This is a genomic window from Phyllobacterium sp. YR620 (assembly GCF_900104165.1).
Classification (GTDB): domain Bacteria; phylum Pseudomonadota; class Alphaproteobacteria; order Rhizobiales; family Rhizobiaceae; genus Phyllobacterium; species Phyllobacterium pellucidum.
On record NZ_FNJP01000001.1, the window covers coordinates 440,863 to 457,906 of the forward strand.

19 protein-coding genes are annotated in these 17,044 nt (G+C 58.4%); 12 read left to right on the forward strand and 7 right to left on the reverse strand.

The features are described from left to right. The first annotated feature begins 109 nt into the window (after positions 1–109). A complete protein-coding gene (locus tag BLR72_RS02020) occupies positions 110–847 on the forward strand; it encodes an SDR family oxidoreductase (RefSeq protein WP_091944571.1) in 738 nt (245 codons plus the stop codon). Here BLR72_RS02020 and BLR72_RS02025 read toward each other — a convergent pair. Then, positions 810–1,733: a LysR family transcriptional regulator gene (locus BLR72_RS02025; protein WP_091944573.1), complete on the reverse strand. Its 924-nt coding sequence runs from the start codon at positions 1,731–1,733 to the stop codon at positions 810–812. The genes BLR72_RS02020 and BLR72_RS02025 overlap by 38 nt on opposite strands. Before the next feature lie 209 nt (positions 1,734–1,942). Here BLR72_RS02025 and BLR72_RS02030 point away from each other — a divergent pair, with 209 nt between their 5' ends. After that, positions 1,943–2,293: a hypothetical protein gene (locus BLR72_RS02030; protein ID WP_162737289.1), complete on the forward strand. Its 351-nt coding sequence runs from the start codon at positions 1,943–1,945 to the stop codon at positions 2,291–2,293. Between the two features lie 100 nt (positions 2,294–2,393). Beyond that, positions 2,394–3,056, forward strand: a complete 663-nt coding sequence (locus BLR72_RS02035; RefSeq protein WP_091944576.1) for a hypothetical protein — start codon at positions 2,394–2,396, stop codon at positions 3,054–3,056. Between the two features lie 86 nt (positions 3,057–3,142). Here the strand turns inward: BLR72_RS02035 and BLR72_RS02040 are convergent, their stop codons facing one another. Beyond that, positions 3,143–4,447: a PQQ-dependent sugar dehydrogenase gene (locus BLR72_RS02040; RefSeq protein WP_091944579.1), complete on the reverse strand. Its 1,305-nt coding sequence runs from the start codon at positions 4,445–4,447 to the stop codon at positions 3,143–3,145. A gap of 777 nt (positions 4,448–5,224) precedes the next feature. Here BLR72_RS02040 and BLR72_RS02045 point away from each other — a divergent pair. The 6 genes from BLR72_RS02045 (at position 5,225) to BLR72_RS02070 (ending at position 12,357) form a co-directional block, all read left to right on the forward strand. Next, positions 5,225–8,653 carry a response regulator gene (locus tag BLR72_RS02045; RefSeq protein ID WP_091944582.1) on the forward strand — a complete coding sequence of 1,143 codons (3,429 nt, stop codon included), beginning with the start codon at positions 5,225–5,227 and terminating at the stop codon, positions 8,651–8,653. Continuing rightward, positions 8,650–9,489 carry a CheR family methyltransferase gene (locus BLR72_RS02050; RefSeq protein WP_091944586.1) on the forward strand — a complete coding sequence of 280 codons (840 nt, stop codon included), beginning with the start codon at positions 8,650–8,652 and terminating at the stop codon, positions 9,487–9,489. Before BLR72_RS02045 ends, BLR72_RS02050 begins: the two co-directional genes overlap by 4 nt. Next, positions 9,489–10,052 (forward strand): chemotaxis protein CheB, encoded by a 564-nt coding sequence (locus tag BLR72_RS02055; protein ID WP_091944589.1) that lies wholly within the window; start codon positions 9,489–9,491, stop codon positions 10,050–10,052. Before BLR72_RS02050 ends, BLR72_RS02055 begins: the two co-directional genes overlap by 1 nt. A 7-nt stretch (positions 10,053–10,059) precedes the next feature. Beyond that, positions 10,060–11,118 carry a response regulator gene (locus BLR72_RS02060; RefSeq protein WP_091925135.1) on the forward strand — a complete coding sequence of 353 codons (1,059 nt, stop codon included), beginning with the start codon at positions 10,060–10,062 and terminating at the stop codon, positions 11,116–11,118. A 311-nt stretch (positions 11,119–11,429) separates the two neighbouring features. Beyond that, positions 11,430–12,047, forward strand: coding sequence for a flavodoxin family protein (locus BLR72_RS02065; protein WP_091944593.1), 618 nt, complete (start codon positions 11,430–11,432; stop codon positions 12,045–12,047). 76 nt (positions 12,048–12,123) lie between these two features. Beyond that, positions 12,124–12,357, forward strand: a complete 234-nt coding sequence (locus tag BLR72_RS02070) for a hypothetical protein (protein WP_091944596.1) — start codon at positions 12,124–12,126, stop codon at positions 12,355–12,357. A gap of 220 nt (positions 12,358–12,577) precedes the next feature. Here BLR72_RS02070 and BLR72_RS02075 read toward each other — a convergent pair whose 3' ends face one another. Continuing rightward, the gene (locus BLR72_RS02075) at positions 12,578–12,889 is read right to left on the reverse strand and encodes a hypothetical protein (RefSeq protein WP_091944600.1); all 312 of its coding nucleotides are present in this window, start codon (positions 12,887–12,889) and stop codon (positions 12,578–12,580) included. A 391-nt stretch (positions 12,890–13,280) separates the two neighbouring features. Here BLR72_RS02075 and BLR72_RS02080 point away from each other — a divergent pair, with 391 nt between their 5' ends. The 3 genes from BLR72_RS02080 to BLR72_RS22160 all read left to right on the forward strand — a co-directional run bounded on the left by BLR72_RS02080 (position 13,281) and on the right by BLR72_RS22160 (position 14,507). Next, positions 13,281–13,607: a MarR family winged helix-turn-helix transcriptional regulator gene (locus tag BLR72_RS02080; RefSeq protein WP_175492258.1), complete on the forward strand. Its 327-nt coding sequence runs from the start codon at positions 13,281–13,283 to the stop codon at positions 13,605–13,607. Positions 13,608–13,683: 76 nt separating this feature from the next. Continuing rightward, complete coding sequence (locus tag BLR72_RS02085) at positions 13,684–14,067, forward strand: hypothetical protein (protein WP_091944606.1); 384 nt, start codon at positions 13,684–13,686, stop codon at positions 14,065–14,067. Between the two features lie 110 nt (positions 14,068–14,177). After that, the gene (locus BLR72_RS22160) at positions 14,178–14,507 is read left to right on the forward strand and encodes a hypothetical protein (RefSeq protein WP_139202485.1); all 330 of its coding nucleotides are present in this window, start codon (positions 14,178–14,180) and stop codon (positions 14,505–14,507) included. 124 nt (positions 14,508–14,631) lie between these two features. On the opposite strand, the gene BLR72_RS22780 is transcribed toward BLR72_RS22160, so the two are convergent. From BLR72_RS22780 to BLR72_RS02105, 4 genes are read right to left on the reverse strand one after another with little or no spacing between them, the layout of a single operon-like run. After that, complete coding sequence (locus BLR72_RS22780; RefSeq protein ID WP_280140105.1) at positions 14,632–14,805, reverse strand: DUF3833 family protein; 174 nt, start codon at positions 14,803–14,805, stop codon at positions 14,632–14,634. Continuing rightward, positions 14,768–15,130: a DUF3833 family protein gene (locus BLR72_RS22785; protein ID WP_280140106.1), complete on the reverse strand. Its 363-nt coding sequence runs from the start codon at positions 15,128–15,130 to the stop codon at positions 14,768–14,770. Before BLR72_RS22785 ends, BLR72_RS22780 begins: the two co-directional genes overlap by 38 nt. 14 nt (positions 15,131–15,144) lie before the next feature. Then, the gene (locus BLR72_RS02100) at positions 15,145–16,530 is read right to left on the reverse strand and encodes an MFS transporter (RefSeq protein ID WP_091944612.1); all 1,386 of its coding nucleotides are present in this window, start codon (positions 16,528–16,530) and stop codon (positions 15,145–15,147) included. Further along, positions 16,527–16,922 carry a hypothetical protein gene (locus BLR72_RS02105; protein WP_091944615.1) on the reverse strand — a complete coding sequence of 132 codons (396 nt, stop codon included), beginning with the start codon at positions 16,920–16,922 and terminating at the stop codon, positions 16,527–16,529. Before BLR72_RS02105 ends, BLR72_RS02100 begins: the two co-directional genes overlap by 4 nt. Between the last annotated feature and the right edge of the window lie 122 nt (positions 16,923–17,044).

A 17,044-nucleotide genomic window follows, 5' to 3' on the forward strand; every position in this document is an offset into this window, starting at 1 on the left:
AATTTTATCCCGTCTCTGTCATCGGAAAAAGCGGTGATCCCATCGGTTTCTTCCGTTTTTCTTTGCGCACCGCGCTGTGCATCTCTTGCAGCGAGCAAGGAGACGAGAGATGACTCATATCAAAATCGAAGACGCAGAAATTATCGTTGTTGGTGGCAGTTCGGGCATGGGCCTAGCGGTGGCGCGGCGGTTGCTTGCAGAAGGAGCGCGTGTGACGATTGCCGGCCGAAGTGGAGAAAAACTGGCGGCGGCGCAGCGGGAACTCGGTAATCATTCCGGGCTGTCGACCGCGATCCTTGATATATCGCGCGAAGAGGCAATAGCCGCCTTCTTCCTGGATCGCGGTCCAGTTGACCACATCGTCAGTACCGCGGCGGATATCGAGGGCGCCTACCAGCTTCTGCCGGACTTGCAGATATCGGCGGCGCAACGGGTGGTAGAGAGCAAGCTTTACGGGCCTTTGCTGCTGGCGAAATACGGTGCACCAAGCCTGCCACCTTCGGGTTCGATCACCTACACATCCGGTGTGGCGGCATATCGACCGGCAGCGCGCGGTTCGGTCGTTGCAGCCGTCAATGCGGCCCTGGAAGGCTTGGTGCGGGCGCTCGCGGTGGAGCTTGCGCCGGTGCGCATCAATGCCGTGTCTCCCGGATGGGTCGATACGCCTATCTGGAGTTTCGTTGCGGGTGAGGCCAAGCAGGCAACATTGGAGGCGATGGCAAAACGCCTGCCGGCGGGCCGTGTCGGTCAGCCAGAGGATATTGCCGATGCGATCCGTTTCCTAATCGGCAACGGCTTTACTACGGGTTCTATACTGCATGTCGAGGGCGGACATCGACTGATCTGAGCGAACCCAGATCCTGGCTCGCCGCAGCAAGTAGCAGCGAGAGTGCCGCCGGCTGGATGCGCCGCCGCCGCCAAGCCATGATAAGCGAGGTGGTGGGGGTAGCACCTGGCCAAGGCATTATCCTTATGTTGCCCTGCTTCGCATCCGTGCCGAGCGCGAGGCGGGGCACGACGCCATAGCCGGCGCCGGATGCAACAAGCTTCATGATCGTCGCGATACTGTCGGCCTGTGTGGCGATCCGCGGCGCCGCGATGCCGGCGTCGGCAAATGCCCGATCGAAGAGGTGGCGGTAGACACAGCCCGTTTCGGTAGCGATGAAGGGCAGGTGGATGAGATCCTCAAGCTTCTCGGGCGCAGCGGCTTTAGAATTACCGCCCGCTATCAACGCCAGTGGTTCGCGCGAAAGCAGGCGCTTGACGAAACGTTCGTCGCGAAGGCCGCGATCGAAAGTGATTGCCATGTCGATCGAGCCTTCTTCGAGTTGGCGCTGCAGTTCACCGCTGCCCCCGATTTTCAGTGTCAGGTCGATATTGGGGTTCACGTGCCGAAAGCGCGAGAGAAAGACGGCGAGCTTTTCGGCCGCAATCGTCTCGAGCGTGCCGATCCTAAGCGCAGATTCCTGTAGTTGCGCGGCGGCGCGAATTGCCGCCTTCGCCTCGTCGTTCAACGCCATGATCTCCTCGGCATAGGCCCTTAGTACCTCACCCGAGGATGTCAGGATTACGCCCAACCGAGAGCGCTCGAAAAGTTGAACGCCCAATTCTGCCTCGAGTGCCTGCATCTGGTCGCTGAGGCTTGATTGCGCGAGGTTCGATTCCTTGGCGGCGCGGGTGAGGTTGCCAAGCCGTGCGACCGTCAGGAAAGTTTTCAGTTGGCGTGGATTCATTATCAGCTCTGCTTATCGAGAAAATTGGTCAATGAGACTATACGAGCGGTTGTTCGCGACCGTCTCACGTGATGAAGGATGTTCGACTTTCGCGCAAGCGGACTTCGCGATCTAGTGAGCGGGCGTCTACACGTTGCGAATGCGGCGTGACTTCGAGCAGCAGAGAGGCTAGGTTTGGATACCGTTCGCCATCACGAAGAGCGCGCCGCATGCCCCGCTTTCTCGCCGTCTACACCATGAAGCCCGAAGATGTCGCCCGCTTTCGCAGCCTGCCCAAACAGGAGCAGGACGCGATCGATACCGTCGGGTTTAAGCAGTGGACGGATTGGGAGGCGAGAAACGCAGCCTCGTTTCCCGATCGTGGCGGGATGGTTGGCAAGACGACGCGCGTGACAAAGGACGGCATCGCCGGCGCCGTTAATCCCTTCTGCGGCTACATCGTCGTTGAGGCCGAGACTATCGAGGCCGCCGCCCGTCTCTTCGAGAACCACCCGCATTTCACCGTCTTTCCAGGAGACGGTGTGGATATCATGCCCTTCGTCACCGAACCCGCGTCCTAGCCTTCGCCTTGGTCGCATACGTGACGGCGCGATGCTTACTCTCGCAAACGCCTTAACAGGAACACGATGACGCGCAGACGAATTTCGCAGGACGTCTGATATGGGTGCGACCTCAAGCCCGAGAACCGTTGGCGTGCGGCAATTCCTTGACCTTGAACAGCAGCGCGACTGGATAGCGGGCAAGATTGACTTGCCAGACACGAGCGACCGCTCGGAGTCCCTGGAACAGCGCTTCAAATATGTCGCCCGCTTTGAGAAGCTCCTTGGTCGCCCGCAAGCAGGGGAAGTACTGGCGCTTCTTGGACTATACGGTGCAAACTGCATTCCGATACCGCGCAGGACCGAGCGCTACTACTGGTCGGTTTCCTGTCTGCCGTCGACCTCGGACAAGCCGCTCGTACGCGTCAATGCAAGCTGGATGGAGCTTTTCACGCTCTATGCCCACGGCCAAGACATTCGCGCCCGATTCATCGTGCATCTTTCGGATTTCACTACAGATCGTTCAGCCACGCCGAGCCGAGTGGACGAACCCTTTCTCGAGCAAAGTGTCGCGATGCCGGAGCACGTCAGTTATTTCTTCCCGCGTGGTGCGGACATTTTTGGCATCAATGTGCACGGCTCTATCTCGATCCGACAGTTCCTTGCCAGCCGCCGCGTGGTGAGTGCCATTCGCACGTTCAACCTTACGCATATGAACCGGGGGCGGAACGCCTATCAGGCGAGCCATTGTTACAGCGTGGCAGATTACATGCTGGCAGATTGAGGAATTCTCTGATGCGCGCCACCTGAGGCAGGATGCCTAATCTGATATCAGGCGAATGCGTTCAAACCCGGGGAAAGGTTTCGTTGTCACTCCGCGCCTTTAACGCGCCAGATGACGTCGCCCACATCGTCCGCCATCAACACAGCGCCGTCGGCCGCCAGCGCCACTCCGACCGGGCGGCCATAGGAATATTTCTCATCCGGCGACAGGAAATCGGTGAGAATATCTCGTGGCATTCCCACGGGCTTGCCCTTCTCGAAGGCGACGAATGCCAGCTTGTAGCCCGAGAGCTTCGAGCGGTTCCACGATCCGTGCTGGCCGATGGCCATGCCCGACGGAAAGCCCGGCAGTGTGCCCTCGGGCAGCCAGCAAAGACCCAGCGAGGCCGTATGCCCGCCCAGCGCATAATCGGGCTGCAGCGCCAAGGCCACTTTGGCGGGATTCTGCGGCACCCGATCGTCAACCACCCGGTTCCAATAGCAATAGGGCCACCCGTAAAACCCGCCGTCGCTCACCGATGTCAGATAGTCTGGCGGTGTCTCATCGCCGAGGCCGTCGCGCTCATTGACGACTGTCCAAAGCATGCCTTCCTCAGGCTCCCAGGCCATGCCCACGGGATTGCGCAGTCCACCCGCAAAAATACGGGACCGCCCCGATATGAGGTCATATTCGTGAATGCAGGCGCGGTTTTCTTCGGCGGCCATGCCCGCGTCGGCGATATTGCTCAAAGACCCCACGGCCACGTAAAGCTTGGTGCCATCCTTGCTGGCAATCAGATTGCGCGTCCAATGCCCGCCGGGCACCAGATCCATTAGCTTTCTGGATGGTTTGGAGATTCTGGTCGCGCCCGCCTCGTAAGGATAGGCCAGAAGCGCGTCGCTGGCACCGACATAAAGCGTCTCCCCGACGAGCGCGATGCCAAAGGGCTGCCGCACGTTCTCGATATAGGCGTAACTTTCCTCGGCCACCCCGTCGCCGTCGGCATCGCGCAGCAGGGTCACACGGTTGGGGCTGTCGCCCGAAGCGCGCGCCCTCTGCATCGTGGCCGACATGGCATGGTCGAAAAAGGTGCGCGGATTTCCGGTCTCGCCCATCGATTCAGCCACGAGCACGTCGCCATTGGGCAGCACATATATATTGCGGGGATGCACCAGCCCGCGCGCAAAGGCATTGACCTTTAGCCCCGCGGCGGCCGTCGGCTTATGCTCACCCTCCCAGCCCTTCGCCGTCGGCATCTTCAACGTCGGTATCCTCCCTTGCGGCTTGGCCTCCGGAATGGCCGGCGCTGTGCCATAGACAGGCGCTCGCTCGCCATCCCCAGAATGTCGAATGGCAGCAACGCCTTTGCTGACAAAGGCAATAAACCGGGCGAACTGGGAAGACTCGGCCATGGATCGTCTCTTGTTATGAGGGAGATAAGGGGAGCACGGACGCTAAAGCCTTTACGCGCCCAGCACTAGAGGGGGCAGAAAAAATATCGAGGTGAGGGAAGAGGTTACGGAAGGAATCGAAAGCGCCAAGATCAGACCGATCTCCATGCATGGCCGGAAAATAGGACTGGCACGGGTCAGAACTCGAATCAATCAAATTCCTACTCGCTATGGAACCTGTATTCGCCGTATCTCTTATGCGCTTAGAGGGACGAGATCATTGACCGACGATGAGGAAAAGCGCCGCAAAAACATAAGAGACCAGGTCTTACAGCGTGGTTTCCAGGATGTTGTGCGCAGTGCGAGTGCTCCGCCTCTTCCAACAAGTGGCAGGTTCAAAGAGCTGCTCGAGCGACTCGAAGAAAGCGAAGAGCGTGCAGCCCGAGCGGCTAAAGCCCCTCGCGACTAGTATCGCAAAACCGATCTATTCTATCCGAATGATTTGACCATTGGGCAGTTCGAAGATGCCGCTACTACCTCCTTACGGTCGAAAGGTGTTTCTGCTCGCGTCACCTATAAAATACTATACACGTCAGAGCTGTGTCTGATATTGCCTGTTGACACCAAATAGCTGTCGGCGTTTTTGCGGGCGCGACCGTTCCCAAACGGAAGTGAGCGAAGACATCGGTTTGGCTATCCAACTTCGCTCGTTGGCTGACCCGCTCCTCCGGGAGAAAGTGGTCCGACGACTCCATTATTCGCCCCTCTCTGGGGACTCTAACGCTGACGAGAGCTGCTATGAACCAGAGCCAAATGCCGCAAATTTCCGGGCGCGCCCTGGGCCTCGATCCCGGCGTTGCATTTGGCCTCGCAGTCGCGATTGTCTTTTTCATCCTTAGCGGGCTTGTTGCTTATTTCAATCTTCAGGCCTTGCGCGAAGGTAATGAACGCGTTGTGCAAACGCACGTCGCCATTGTTACGCTGGATGAGCTGTTGTCGCTTGTTCAAGACGCCGAGACTGGCCAGCGTGGTTTCCTGCTCACCAACAAGGAGACTTATCTGGCGCCGTACAATACGGCGCTTCAGGCCATACCGAAGAAACTCGATGAGATCGGCCAGCGGACTGCCGGCAATTCGGGTCAGGGCCAAAGGCTGGTCACGCTTCGGCAACATGTCGAAGCCAAGCTCGCAGAACTCGCCGAAACCAACGAGCTTCGGCGCACCCAAGGTCTGGATGCGGCCCTTGCTATCGTCAATTCGGATCGCGGCAAAATCGAAATGGATGGGATCCGCTCACAAATCGCGGCCATATCGGCCGGGGAGGGCGAAGTCCGCCGCCAACGGCTAGCCGAGATGGCGAGCGCTCAGAAGACGGCCTTCCTCAGCACATTATTTTCAGGGATTCTTGGTATTGCCCTGACCGCCACGATCGGCTTTCTGATCCGCAGGGCGACCTTGGCCCGCCGACGCGACGAATGGCTGCAAAACGGCCAGGTCGGATTGACCTCGGCCATGATGGGAGACCAACCTGTTGAGCAACTCGGCAACAGCATTCTCGACTATCTGGCGCTCTATGTAGGTGCCGTTGCCGGCGCCGTCTTCACCGGCGGTGGCGGTCAATTTCAGCGCGCCTCTGTCTACGGCGTTCCCGACGAGGCAAGCGTGCCGAACGCCTTCAAGTCGCGCGAAGGGCTGCTCGGTCAGGCAGTAGCGGAAGCCAGATTCATGGTGGTCGGCGAGGTGCCGGATGGATACCTGGCTTTCGGCTCCGCGCTCGGCAAGGACAAGCCGAAGCATCTGGTCATTTTTCCAGGCAGCGTCGACGGCATCGTTAATTCGGTTATCGAGCTCGGCTTCCTGCAGCCGGTAGACGAGCGCGTCCTCGCGCTTCTTGACCGCGCTTCCGAAGCGGTCGCCATCGCCGTGCGGTCGGCCAACTATAGGGGCGAACTGCAAAACCTCCTCGAAGAGACCCAACGACAGTCGGAGGAGTTGCAGACCCAGTCCGAGGAGCTCCGGGTCTCGAACGAGGAGCTCGAGGAGCAGAGCCGCGCCCTGAAAGAATCGCAGGCTCGCCTTGAGCAGCAGCAGGTCGAGCTCGAACAGACCAATGCCCAGCTCGAGGAACAGGCCCAGCAGCTGGAGGGACAGCGCGACGATCTCGAACGCGCCAACGCGGAAGTGCAAACCAAGGCGCGCGAGGTGGAACAGGCGAGCCAGTACAAGTCGGACTTCCTCGCCAACATGTCCCACGAGTTGCGCACGCCACTCAACTCCTCGCTGATTCTCGCCAAGCTGCTTGCTGACAATCCGGACGACAACCTCACGGAGGAGCAGGTCAAATTCGCCAAGACAATTCAGTCGTCGGGCAACGATCTTTTGAACCTCATCAACGACATTCTCGATCTGTCGAAAATCGAGGCTGGCCACGAGGAGATCCGCCCCGAGACGCTCTCGGTCGAGCGCCTGGCCAATAATCTCCGGCAGGTCTTCCAGCCTCTCGCCATGGACAAAAAGCTCGACTTTGCCATCGACATTGCTGCGGATGCCCCTGCGACGATCGAGACGGATACGCAGCGGCTCGAACAGGTGCTCAAGAACCTGCTCTCCAATGCGATCAAGTTCACCGAAGCTGGACAAGTCCGGCTCTCGATTCATACCGCCGGCGACAGCAATGTAGCGTTTGCCGTGTCTGACACCGGCATCGGCATCGCCAAAGAGCAGCAGCGCAGTGTCTTCGAAGCCTTCCACCAGGCCGACAGTACCATCAGCCGCCGGTATGGTGGCACCGGGCTTGGCCTATCGATCTCGCGACAGCTGGTGCGTCTCCTCGGCGGTACGATCGGGTTGGAGAGCGAGCCGGGGCGGGGCAGCATATTCACCATTACAATTCCCCTAAACTACAGTCCCGCAAATGTCGCGTCCCGGGAGCCGCTGGCGGGCGTGCCGGTGGCCTTGAGCCTCCAGCAGCCGGAGGCCCCTCGGCCCACAGCGCCATCAAGTCCGTCGCGCAAGGTCGACGACGATCGCGATGCGCTGACGGACGCCAAGCGCATTTTGCTGGTCATCGAGGACGACGACACCTTTGCCGCGATCGTGCGCGACGTATCGCGTGACATGGGCTTCCAGTCCATCGTGGCCGGGACGGCCGAAGAGGCATTGAGGCTCGCCAAGCACTACTTGCCCAGCGCTATCGTGCTCGACGTCGGCCTGCCGGACCAGTCCGGCCTCGCAGTCCTTGACCGGCTCAAGCATGACGTCAAGACCCGTCATATCCCCATTCATGTGGTGTCGGCGACCGATCAGGTCGAAACCGCCTATTCCCTCGGCGCAGTCGGCTTCGCAACCAAGCCCGTGACACGCGAACAATTGACACAGGTTCTGCAAAAGCTCGAAACCAAGCTGTCACAACGTGTGCATCGCGTCTTGATCGTCGAGGACGATCCAGTCCAGCGCGAGGCTGTGGCTAAACTTCTGAAGGCGGGAGACGTCGAAACCGAAACTGCCGGCACAGCCGCCGAATGCCTCGACCTTTTGAAGGATCAGACCTTCGACTGCATGGTGCTGGACCTGTCCCTGCCAGATGCTTCGGGCTACTCGTTGCTCGAGACGCTGAGCCAGGAGAGCGCCTATGCCTTCCCGCCGGTCATCGTCTACACGGGCCGGGAACTATCGGCGCACGACGAGCAGAAGCTGCGGCGCTACTCCAAATCGATCATCATCAAGGGCGCCAAGTCCCCCGAACGCCTGCTCGATGAGGTAAGCCTGTTCCTCCACCAGGTTATCGCCGAGCTACCGGCGGAACAGCAGAAAATGATCCGCAGGGCCCGTAACCGAGATGCCCTGCTCGAAGGGCGCCGGATACTCGTGGTCGAGGACGACGTGCGCAATGTCTACGCGCTCACCAATATCCTCGAACCACGTGGCGCCATCGTCGATATTGCCCGGAACGGCCGTGAGGCCATCGAAGCGCTGCAGAAAGAATCCGGTGCACCGATCGAGCTGGTGCTGATGGACGTCATGATGCCGGTTATGGACGGGCTCGCCGCTACCCGCGAGATCCGTAAGAACCCGGCCTGGAAGAAACTGCCCATCATCACTCTCACCGCCAAGGCCATGCCGGACGATCAACAGCGCTGCATCGAGGCCGGCGCCAACGATTACATGGCCAAGCCACTTGACGTAGAGAAGCTGCTGTCGCTGGTTCGCGTCTGGATGCCCAAATGACAGAAGTCACCGTGCCAGAGAAGATCGAAGACATCGAGATCCGGCTCCTGCTTGAGGCCCTGTTCCTCAAGTACCACTACGACTTCCGCAACTATGCGATGGCGTCGATCAAGCGCAGGCTTAAACAAGCGCGCCAGCAACTGGGCTTTGCGACCTTCTCCGCGCTGCAGGAGAGCCTGTTGCACGATCCCGCGCTGTTGCCGCGGCTCCTGCGCTACCTGACCGTGCAGGTCAGCGAGATGTTTCGCGATCCCGGCTACTTCAAGGCAATGCGTGAGAAGGTGGTGCCGCACCTGCGGACCTATCCTTCACTCAAGGTGTGGATCGCCGGCTGCAGCACCGGCGAGGAACTCTACTCGCTCGTCATCCTGTTCCGCGAAGAAGGGCTCGAAGACCGCACGATCTTTTACGCTACGGACATCAATCATGAGGCGCTGCAGGCTGCCGAGGCGGGCATTTTCGCCCTCGACCGGGTCGCGCTCTTTACCGAGAACCATCGGAAATCGGGCGGAAAATCCTCGCTGTCCGACTACTATCAGGCGGCCTATGGCCGCGTGTCCTTCGACAAATCGCTGCGTCGGAACGTCGTGTTTTCCGACCATAGCCTGGTCACGGACGCCGTATTCGCCGAAATGCATCTCATCTCCTGCCGCAACGTAATGATCTACTTCGATAGCGGCCTGCAGGACCATGCGCTTGGCCTGTTCAAGGATTCACTTGTCCGCAAAGGTTTCCTGGGGCTTGGCTCCAAGGAGAACCTGCGGTTTTCTCGCCACGCCAACGCTTTCGCCGACTTCGTGCGGGAGGAGAAAATCTACCAGAGGCGGGCCGAATAATGTCCGTTCAACCCGAAGCCATCGTCATCGGTGCGTCGGCGGGGGCGGTGGAAGCCCTTTCCGTCGTGCTGACGGCGCTCCCCGCCAGCTTTCGTTTGCCGGTCATCGTGGTCGTCCACGTACCGCCAGACAGGCGCAGCGTCATGGCCGAACTGTTCCAGGCCAAATGCATGCTGCCGGTACAGGAGGCCGAGGATAAGCAGCCGATCGTCGGCGGCACGATCTATTTTGCGCCGCCGGACTATCATCTCCTCATCGAAGTCGACAGGTCTCTCTCGCTTTCGAGCGATGAGCCGGTTCTGTTTTCTCGCCCATCGATCGACGTGCTGTTCGAGAGTGCTGCCGATGCCTATGGCCCCACAATGATCGCCATCGTACTGACCGGCGCCAATCACGACGGCGCTGCCGGACTGCGGGCCGTCGTCGACGCAGGCGGTAGGGGTCTCGTCCAGGACCCCGAAACCGCCTTTGCCGCTGCGATGCCCGAAGCTGCCATTCAATTGTGCCCAAGCGCCCGGGTTATGTCGCTTGAGGCAATCGCCCAATATCTGAAAGAGGTTTGACGCAAGCATGGAACCTGTCCCTTTTCTGCTGGTCGACGACCTTGAGGAAAACCTGCTGTCGCTGGAGGCGTTGTTACGGCGGGAAGACATTCTCCTGTTGAAGGCCCGGTCGGGCGACGAGGCTCTCGAGCTTCTGTTGGAGCATGACGTCGCGCTGGCACTTGTCGATGTTCAGATGCCTGGACTCAACGGTTTCGAACTCGCGGAGCTGATGCGTGGCAACGAACGAACACGTCGCATTCCGATTATTTTCGTTACGGCCGGCACCGGAGATAATCAGCGCCGGTTCCGCGGCTACGAGGCGGGGGCGGTCGATTTCATTCAGAAGCCGATCGAGCCGGACATCCTGCGCAGCAAGGTCGACGTCTTCTTTGAGCTCTATCGGCAGCGGCAGCATTTGGCAGCGCAGCGGGACGAGCTGGCGATGCAAGCTGACGCGCTAAAGGAGGCAGCGCGCCACAAGGACATCCTGCTGCAGGAGATCAACCACCGGATCAAAAATCTGTTCACCCTTGCGGCCGGGCTGATCTCCTTGAGCGCCCGTCCCGCCAAAAGCGTTGCCGAACTCGAGACGGACCTCAGGTCGCGCATGCACGCATTGGCGCGGGCACATGAACTGACCTTGCCTGACTTCTCGCGCAACAGTGATGGTGCACAGACCGCCACCACCGTAACGGCGTTGCTCAAGGCCATTGTCGCGCCGCATGATCATGACGCCGATTCACGCATTACCATCACCGGCTCGGACGCTCCCTTGACGGGGCAGGCACTGACCTCCTTCGCGCTGCTCCTGCATGAGCTGACGACGAATGCCGCGAAATACGGCGCTCTATCTTCCCCGGCAGGGAAGCTGACGGTCGATGTTTCCGCGGCCGACGAACAGCTTCATCTGACGTGGGATGAGCGCGGTGGCAGCGTCCTTTCTCCGGCCCCCGATCGGGCTGGCTTCGGCACGACGCTCGAAACCGCGGCGCTACGCGGTCTCGGCGGCACAATTACGCGCGACTGGCGGGCCGACGGGCTCACTTTGTCGCTGAGCGTGCCGCTGGCAAGTCTGGTTGTCTGAAGCCGAGTCGATCGCCGAACAAAGCGGCTAAAGAACGAGCGGCGGGACTTCGCGCCGATTTTTTTAGCCGCCAATCGTGCTCAGCCCGCTCTCTGCAGCGGCGCCGACGATACCCACGATGTCCAGTCAAATTGCTAGGCGATCACTGCTCGGTTCAGCGCGCTCTGATAAAGACCGAAGAATTTTTGTCGTCGAGGAACTCGCGGGCCTTTCAGACCTTATCCGGGAGAATTCCCGGCTGCCTACGAGGCCTTCTCGGACCGACTTTTCCAATGCAGCGTCCTGTGAACGGTCAATTGAAAGGAATATTCATGACCCTGAAGGCCTTGGCTTTTAACAGTACACTGAAGTCTTCCGCTTCTTCGGAGCCGTCCTCGACGGGCAGACTGCTGCAACTCATCGCGGAAGAGTTCAAAAAACACGGGGTTGAAATGGAGATCATCCGGCTGGCGGATCATGACATCAAACCGGGCGTGACATCGGATGAAGGCGAGGGTGACGCATGGCCGAAAATCAGGGAGAAGGTTATTGAGGCCGATATCCTGCTGATCGGCACACCGATCTGGCTGGGACAGCCCTCGAGCGTCTGCAAGCGGGCCCTGGAACGGATGGATGCTTTTTTAGAGGAGACCGACGATCGGGGGAGGATGGTGTCGTATGGCAAAGTGGCGGCTGTCGCCATTGTTGGCAACGAAGATGGCGCTCACCATGTCTCGGCCGAGGTGTTTCAGGCCCTCAACGATGTCGGCTTCACAATTCCTGCCAATGCAGTGGCATATTGGGTCGGGGAAGCGATGGGCTCAACGAACTTCATTGATCTCGAAGAAATCCCGGAAGAAGTCGAGACAATGATCTCCATGCTCGCCCGCAACACCGCTCATCTCGCCGGAGTGCTGAAACAGTCTCAGTATCCCGGCGAGGAAGAGTGACACATCGCCCCGCCGAATCCATGCATACCGAAGCGGAATTCTGAGTTTGAAAATTGAGCAGTCGACGGAGGAAGCCATGACCCAGCTCAAGGATATTGATGGCGCGTCGAAACCGCCCGAGAAGGAAGATTGGGTCCTGATCGAGAAGGTTGACGGGAAGTTCGTTGCGGATGGATCGTTATCCGCGATCGACGGGCCCGCCTACTTCCAGCCGGAACCATTTGATACGCTCGATGAAGCCGTCACCGCGTCACTGGCTTGGGCCGAACAGAACGAGATTCCATTCGTCTATGTGCGCGCCAGCGAATAGTTGCGCGATGCCGCTGCGGGCTCTCCGCGAGCTGCGACAGCACTTACAACAAAGGGCACTTGTCGGTTCAAACTTTCGCATGACGAAGAAAATAAGACTCGGAACCTTAGCTCAGACCATTTGTTAGCTCCGAGTATCAATCTGCGAAAGGAGACCAAGACATGACAAAATCTATCTTAATTGCATTCTTCAGCCTGGCCTTGGCCAGCGCCGCTGTCGCTCAAAATTCGGGCAGTGGCAATACTTCCGGTGGAGCATCCGGCAACACCGGATCGTCGGACAGTTCTGGCGGCTCCAACTCCAATAAATCGGGTGGGGCTTCGGGCAATACAGGAACGCCCGACTCATCTGGCACTGCAACCCCGAACACAGGCTCCGGCTCGTCGAGTGACAAGCCCGCCGGCAGTGGAGCTCTCGACTGCCCGGACTCCTCCGGGACTGCGTCAGGAACGCAATCCACGACCGGCCAGCCACCGAAGGATTGCCCGAAATAGGCGAGAAAGCAACGAACGACGCCCGTCGTTGAAAACATCGGCGGGTTTCGCCTGCTTGGCCTCATTCGGTGATCGGCTGGATCCCAATTGGTTCGATCAAGAAGACAGTTCTGCCAGTTGGGGTAGCGTAGAAAGCTTTGAATTCGTGCACTATGATCAGCAATGTATGCTCACGCAGTCGCTTAAGCGTTAAAAGCAGGTTGTGATCAGGGCTATGTTTGAACGCGAAGTCGGAAGTTTTTGACTGGCTAACGGCACGAGTGTTCCGCAATGCTTTGACATACACAAAATATTGACAAAGTGCATATGCACATATATGTTTTGTTTATGAGTGCAAAATTATCAATGGCTGCCTGCAACAGCTTCGCAACCCGGCAGGCTTCCAGGTACATAACCCGGCTTTACGACCGTCACCTTTCGGCTGCCCACGTGACCAACACCCAGTTCGGAATACTGGTGCTGCTCTCGGAAACCCCGGGCATGACGATGAGCGAACTTGCACTTGCGATGGTGATGGAACGAACCTCGCTGGTGCGCGCCATCAAGCCGATGGAAAGGGACGGATGGTTGAAAACGGAACGGGCCGCACAGGAGACCCGAAAACTGGTGCTGTCGCTGACCGAGGCCGGACAAAACAAGGTCCAGGCAGCTTTGCCCCTATGGCAAAAAGCCCAGCAGGAATTCGAGGCCCAGGTAGGGTCCGAAAAAGCCGCGCAATGGCGGCATGATTTTCTAGAGTTGACACGCAACACCTAGGATCAGTCAGACTAACAAGTTTGCATGTAGAAAAGTGTGTGTATGCACACAAAACACAACTTATGAGGAAACGAAAATGACTAGGTATTTTAGAATCGCCACTGCCGCCAGTCTTCTGTACGGCATTACAGTTGCCAGTTCGCAGGCTCAGGCCGCCGAACCAAAGATCGCAACTGAAGGGCAGGGCATTTCCACGGTGCTCGGCGCAGATGCGTCCGCAGTCACCTATTGGGTTAAGCAGCCAGACGGCTGGCATGTGGTGACCACGGTCGGCACGAACGGTGCAGACAACACTCATACCGAAAGTCGCGCTGTCGCCCGGTTCTCCGCAGTGCTGTTGCCCGGTCAGTCCCAATCCATCTCAGTCCCTGCAGAATTAGGTAAGCCGCAGTCTACGCTGCTTATTCGCCGCGTGGCTGATCGTATTGAAGTAGAGACCAACTCGGACCTGGTAAATTAGGACGTGGATCGCGTATGGCTTTGCTGCGAGAGTGTTGAGTTAGCTATGGCCCATGCCAGAGTGGACGAAGTCATTCGGAGGAACAAGCGAGCGGACGCTTGAACAAATAGTTGAAAGCAGGTTTCCGCTCGTTGAATAATTTAGCAGGATGGTCGGCGGATCGATCCCACCCGCGCCGACAGGGCATAATCGCCTTCGATTTCTTGGAAACGAGCGGCGAAAAATGCTTGAGAACGAGCGGCCGTCTAAAGCTGCCAATGACTTCTCGGGAATGGCATCCCAATTTGGAGAATGCCCGTGGCGACGATCAACAGGTCGATAGTTTCTACGCGTTGTCTAAGGTCATTCGCAATCTCAACGATGGAGTTTCCGTCACCCAGTTCGAAGTGTGGAAAGGTGGTCCGGTCGACACCTTGAACGACGTTGGCACAGGTGTCTGAAACCAAGGCCTTGAACAACGCCTGACCGATCCCTCCGGATGCGCCTATGACGACCGCGTTTTATTTTTTCGAAGGCTATTCATCGATGTGGCCGGCAATTGGAAAGACAAAGAACGCGCGGGCCTCACTTGCGAAATTCGACGTGGGTTCGCGCCACCGGAAACCCGTATTTGCTAACCCATGCATCGTTGATCAACAGCCCATTGCTTTGCAACGTCATCTTATCATGAAACCGGACGCGATTTTTACGGGTGTTGCCGTCAAGAAAGACGTCGTAGCTGAAGCGGCGCCGTGTCACCGTTCACGCTTACAAAAGCACGCCCGACTACGTCTTCCCGGGTGCCGAGGTATGTCGTGGGGCTTGTCTTGACGAATTGCCAGGTCTTGCGGTCCTTCTGACCGTCCGCAGAGGTGAAATCCTCTCGGAGAAGCAGGCGCTTGCCGTTCCACCGGCCGGTCAGCTGAACTTTGAAGCTTTTTTTAACGCCGTTGATGGCACTGAATTGTCCCTCCGCGCGAGTATGCCCGGTGAAGTACTTCTCCAGCACAAGGTCGTTTGCCGAAGCTGCGGTGAAAAGGCTGCTGGCAATGAAGGCAATGGCAATCGTCAAACACTGGCGCAAGGTTTTCTCCTTCGCTATTCGGATACGTGTGGATACGCAAAGCGCTCGGTTTTGGATGACGAGCGCGATTTCTGGGATCGTTCAATGTTCTGGCGCAGCTTGTGTTGGGCTGCCTCGTCAAGCGGGAAGTTCCACATGATGCCGATCGCTGCCAGTTTGAAGGCGATCGGTAGCCAAGCATAGAGCATGCTCAACACATCAAGAGCGAATGCGCCGGATTGGCCCTGAGCCTGTGCATTAAAACCGGACCACTGCAGGATCGGAAACACCAGCCCGACCGCAAGAGCCAGTGAAAACTTCGTGGCCAGACTCCAGGCTGCGAAATATATCCCCGTTCTTTGACTGCCGGAGGTGGCCGTGTCGATGTCAACGACGTCGGCCTGGATCGAAGCGGGCAGGGCGAGGTCAAATCCAAGAAGCAGTCCGGTCAAGCCGCAAATTATCGCAAATGGGCCGACGTCACCCCGATCAAGAAAGCCGCTGAAGGCAAATACCAGACATGCGAAGCCCATGGCATAACACCATGCCCTATGTTTGCCGACGATCCCTGCCGCCCATGCGGCAAGCGGGACGCCAACAATCCCGCAGACAAAATACAGAAAAAGCAACGGACCGCGCATAGTCGGTGCGTCCAGGCGGTCCGATACGAAATAGAGAAACAGGGTGGCAGGAATAGCGTTGGCAAGACCATTGAGGACGAATGCCAGCAGGAGGCGCAGGAATGCATGGTTGCCGATTAGCGCTTGCACGCCTTGCATCAGGGTCACGCTTCTCGTGGATCGATTGCGCGGCTCGGCCACGCACCACACCGCAATTAAGCCGGCAACTGGTAGCAACACCGCGACGACGACCCCGACGGCCGCAAGTCCGTGGAAGGTGAGGGTGGGGTCGAGCCCGACGGCAAAGGGCAACACTATAGCGAGCAGGGTGCCGGCCAGTGTCGCGCTTTCACGAAACGCGGCAACTGTCGAGCGGCCTTTGTAATCGGTCGCGAGTTCGGCGCCCCAAGCCGTATAGGGAAGGATTGTGGCGGTATGTCCAACCGACAGAACGATGCCCCACCCGAACAGATAGTACACGCCGGCGTCTGTCGGCGGCCAGAAGACCATGAGCGCTGCGGTTGCGGTAACGGGTATCGACAGGACAAACAGGCTGCGCCTTCGCCCGAAAGCCGGGGTATAGCGATCCGAAAACCACCCGATGACGGGATCGCTTGCGGCATCGAAGAGCCGTATTAGAAGCAGCACCGAACCGAGCGTCGCAAGGGATATGCCCGTAACCTCGCTGTAAAACGTGGGCACAATGATATAGAGCGGCAGCGTAAGAGCGGCGATGGGAATGGCCGGCAAGGCATAGGCGATGTACCGACCCAGTGCTAACGGCCTCAATGAATTTGTCATCCGCCAATGCGGGCTGTGCCGGCCGTCCCGTCGTCCCGCAGCCACGCAATCCTATTGATGCCGATTTTGCGCACTGCAAAACAGAATTGCTTTCCGTCGTACCATGTCGGCCATTTCTGGCACAGCACATTGCCTTGGATCCACCATTTTCCCGCTTCCCGCGGCGCGAACATCCGTGCAATCGATATCCCCGAAATGTTGCCGATGACTGTTCCGTTGGATTGATAAATCAGCGGAAGCTCGACTCCAAAGGGTGTTGAGAGATAAACCCTTTGGCCGCTAATCAGCTCTCGGATGTCGGCTCCGGACAAGCTTTGAGCCTTCGTTGGATGGACTAGCGCCAAGACGATAAGCGCCGACGGGAGAACAGATCTTTTGAGACGTGCAACCATTTGCAAAACCCTTTAGCAGCGACGAAATGGGTACAGGCGTGGTAGTCATCTGCATGGTCCAAAAGTATTTGGGCCACGCTGATTTCGAACGCTTTAACTACGTCGCGATACAGGCGTTGGAT

What these genes read in the sequence shown, in the direction of transcription:
- BLR72_RS02020 (WP_091944571.1), top strand. Translation starts at nt 110, where the DNA reads ATGACTCATATCAAAATCGAAGACGCAGAAATTATCGTTGTTGGTGGC.
- BLR72_RS02025 (WP_091944573.1), bottom strand. Translation starts at nt 1,733, where the DNA reads ATGAATCCACGCCAACTGAAAACTTTCCTGACGGTCGCACGGCTTGGC.
- BLR72_RS02030 (WP_162737289.1), top strand. Translation starts at nt 1,943, where the DNA reads ATGCCCCGCTTTCTCGCCGTCTACACCATGAAGCCCGAAGATGTCGCC.
- BLR72_RS02035 (WP_091944576.1), top strand. Translation starts at nt 2,394, where the DNA reads ATGGGTGCGACCTCAAGCCCGAGAACCGTTGGCGTGCGGCAATTCCTT.
- BLR72_RS02040 (WP_091944579.1), bottom strand. Translation starts at nt 4,447, where the DNA reads ATGGCCGAGTCTTCCCAGTTCGCCCGGTTTATTGCCTTTGTCAGCAAA.
- BLR72_RS02045 (WP_091944582.1), top strand. Translation starts at nt 5,225, where the DNA reads ATGAACCAGAGCCAAATGCCGCAAATTTCCGGGCGCGCCCTGGGCCTC.
- BLR72_RS02050 (WP_091944586.1), top strand. Translation starts at nt 8,650, where the DNA reads ATGACAGAAGTCACCGTGCCAGAGAAGATCGAAGACATCGAGATCCGG.
- BLR72_RS02055 (WP_091944589.1), top strand. Translation starts at nt 9,489, where the DNA reads ATGTCCGTTCAACCCGAAGCCATCGTCATCGGTGCGTCGGCGGGGGCG.
- BLR72_RS02060 (WP_091925135.1), top strand. Translation starts at nt 10,060, where the DNA reads ATGGAACCTGTCCCTTTTCTGCTGGTCGACGACCTTGAGGAAAACCTG.
- BLR72_RS02065 (WP_091944593.1), top strand. Translation starts at nt 11,430, where the DNA reads ATGACCCTGAAGGCCTTGGCTTTTAACAGTACACTGAAGTCTTCCGCT.
- BLR72_RS02070 (WP_091944596.1), top strand. Translation starts at nt 12,124, where the DNA reads ATGACCCAGCTCAAGGATATTGATGGCGCGTCGAAACCGCCCGAGAAG.
- BLR72_RS02075 (WP_091944600.1), bottom strand. Translation starts at nt 12,889, where the DNA reads ATGTTTTCAACGACGGGCGTCGTTCGTTGCTTTCTCGCCTATTTCGGG.
- BLR72_RS02085 (WP_091944606.1), top strand. Translation starts at nt 13,684, where the DNA reads ATGACTAGGTATTTTAGAATCGCCACTGCCGCCAGTCTTCTGTACGGC.
- BLR72_RS02100 (WP_091944612.1), bottom strand. Translation starts at nt 16,530, where the DNA reads ATGACAAATTCATTGAGGCCGTTAGCACTGGGTCGGTACATCGCCTAT.
- BLR72_RS02105 (WP_091944615.1), bottom strand. Translation starts at nt 16,922, where the DNA reads ATGGTTGCACGTCTCAAAAGATCTGTTCTCCCGTCGGCGCTTATCGTC.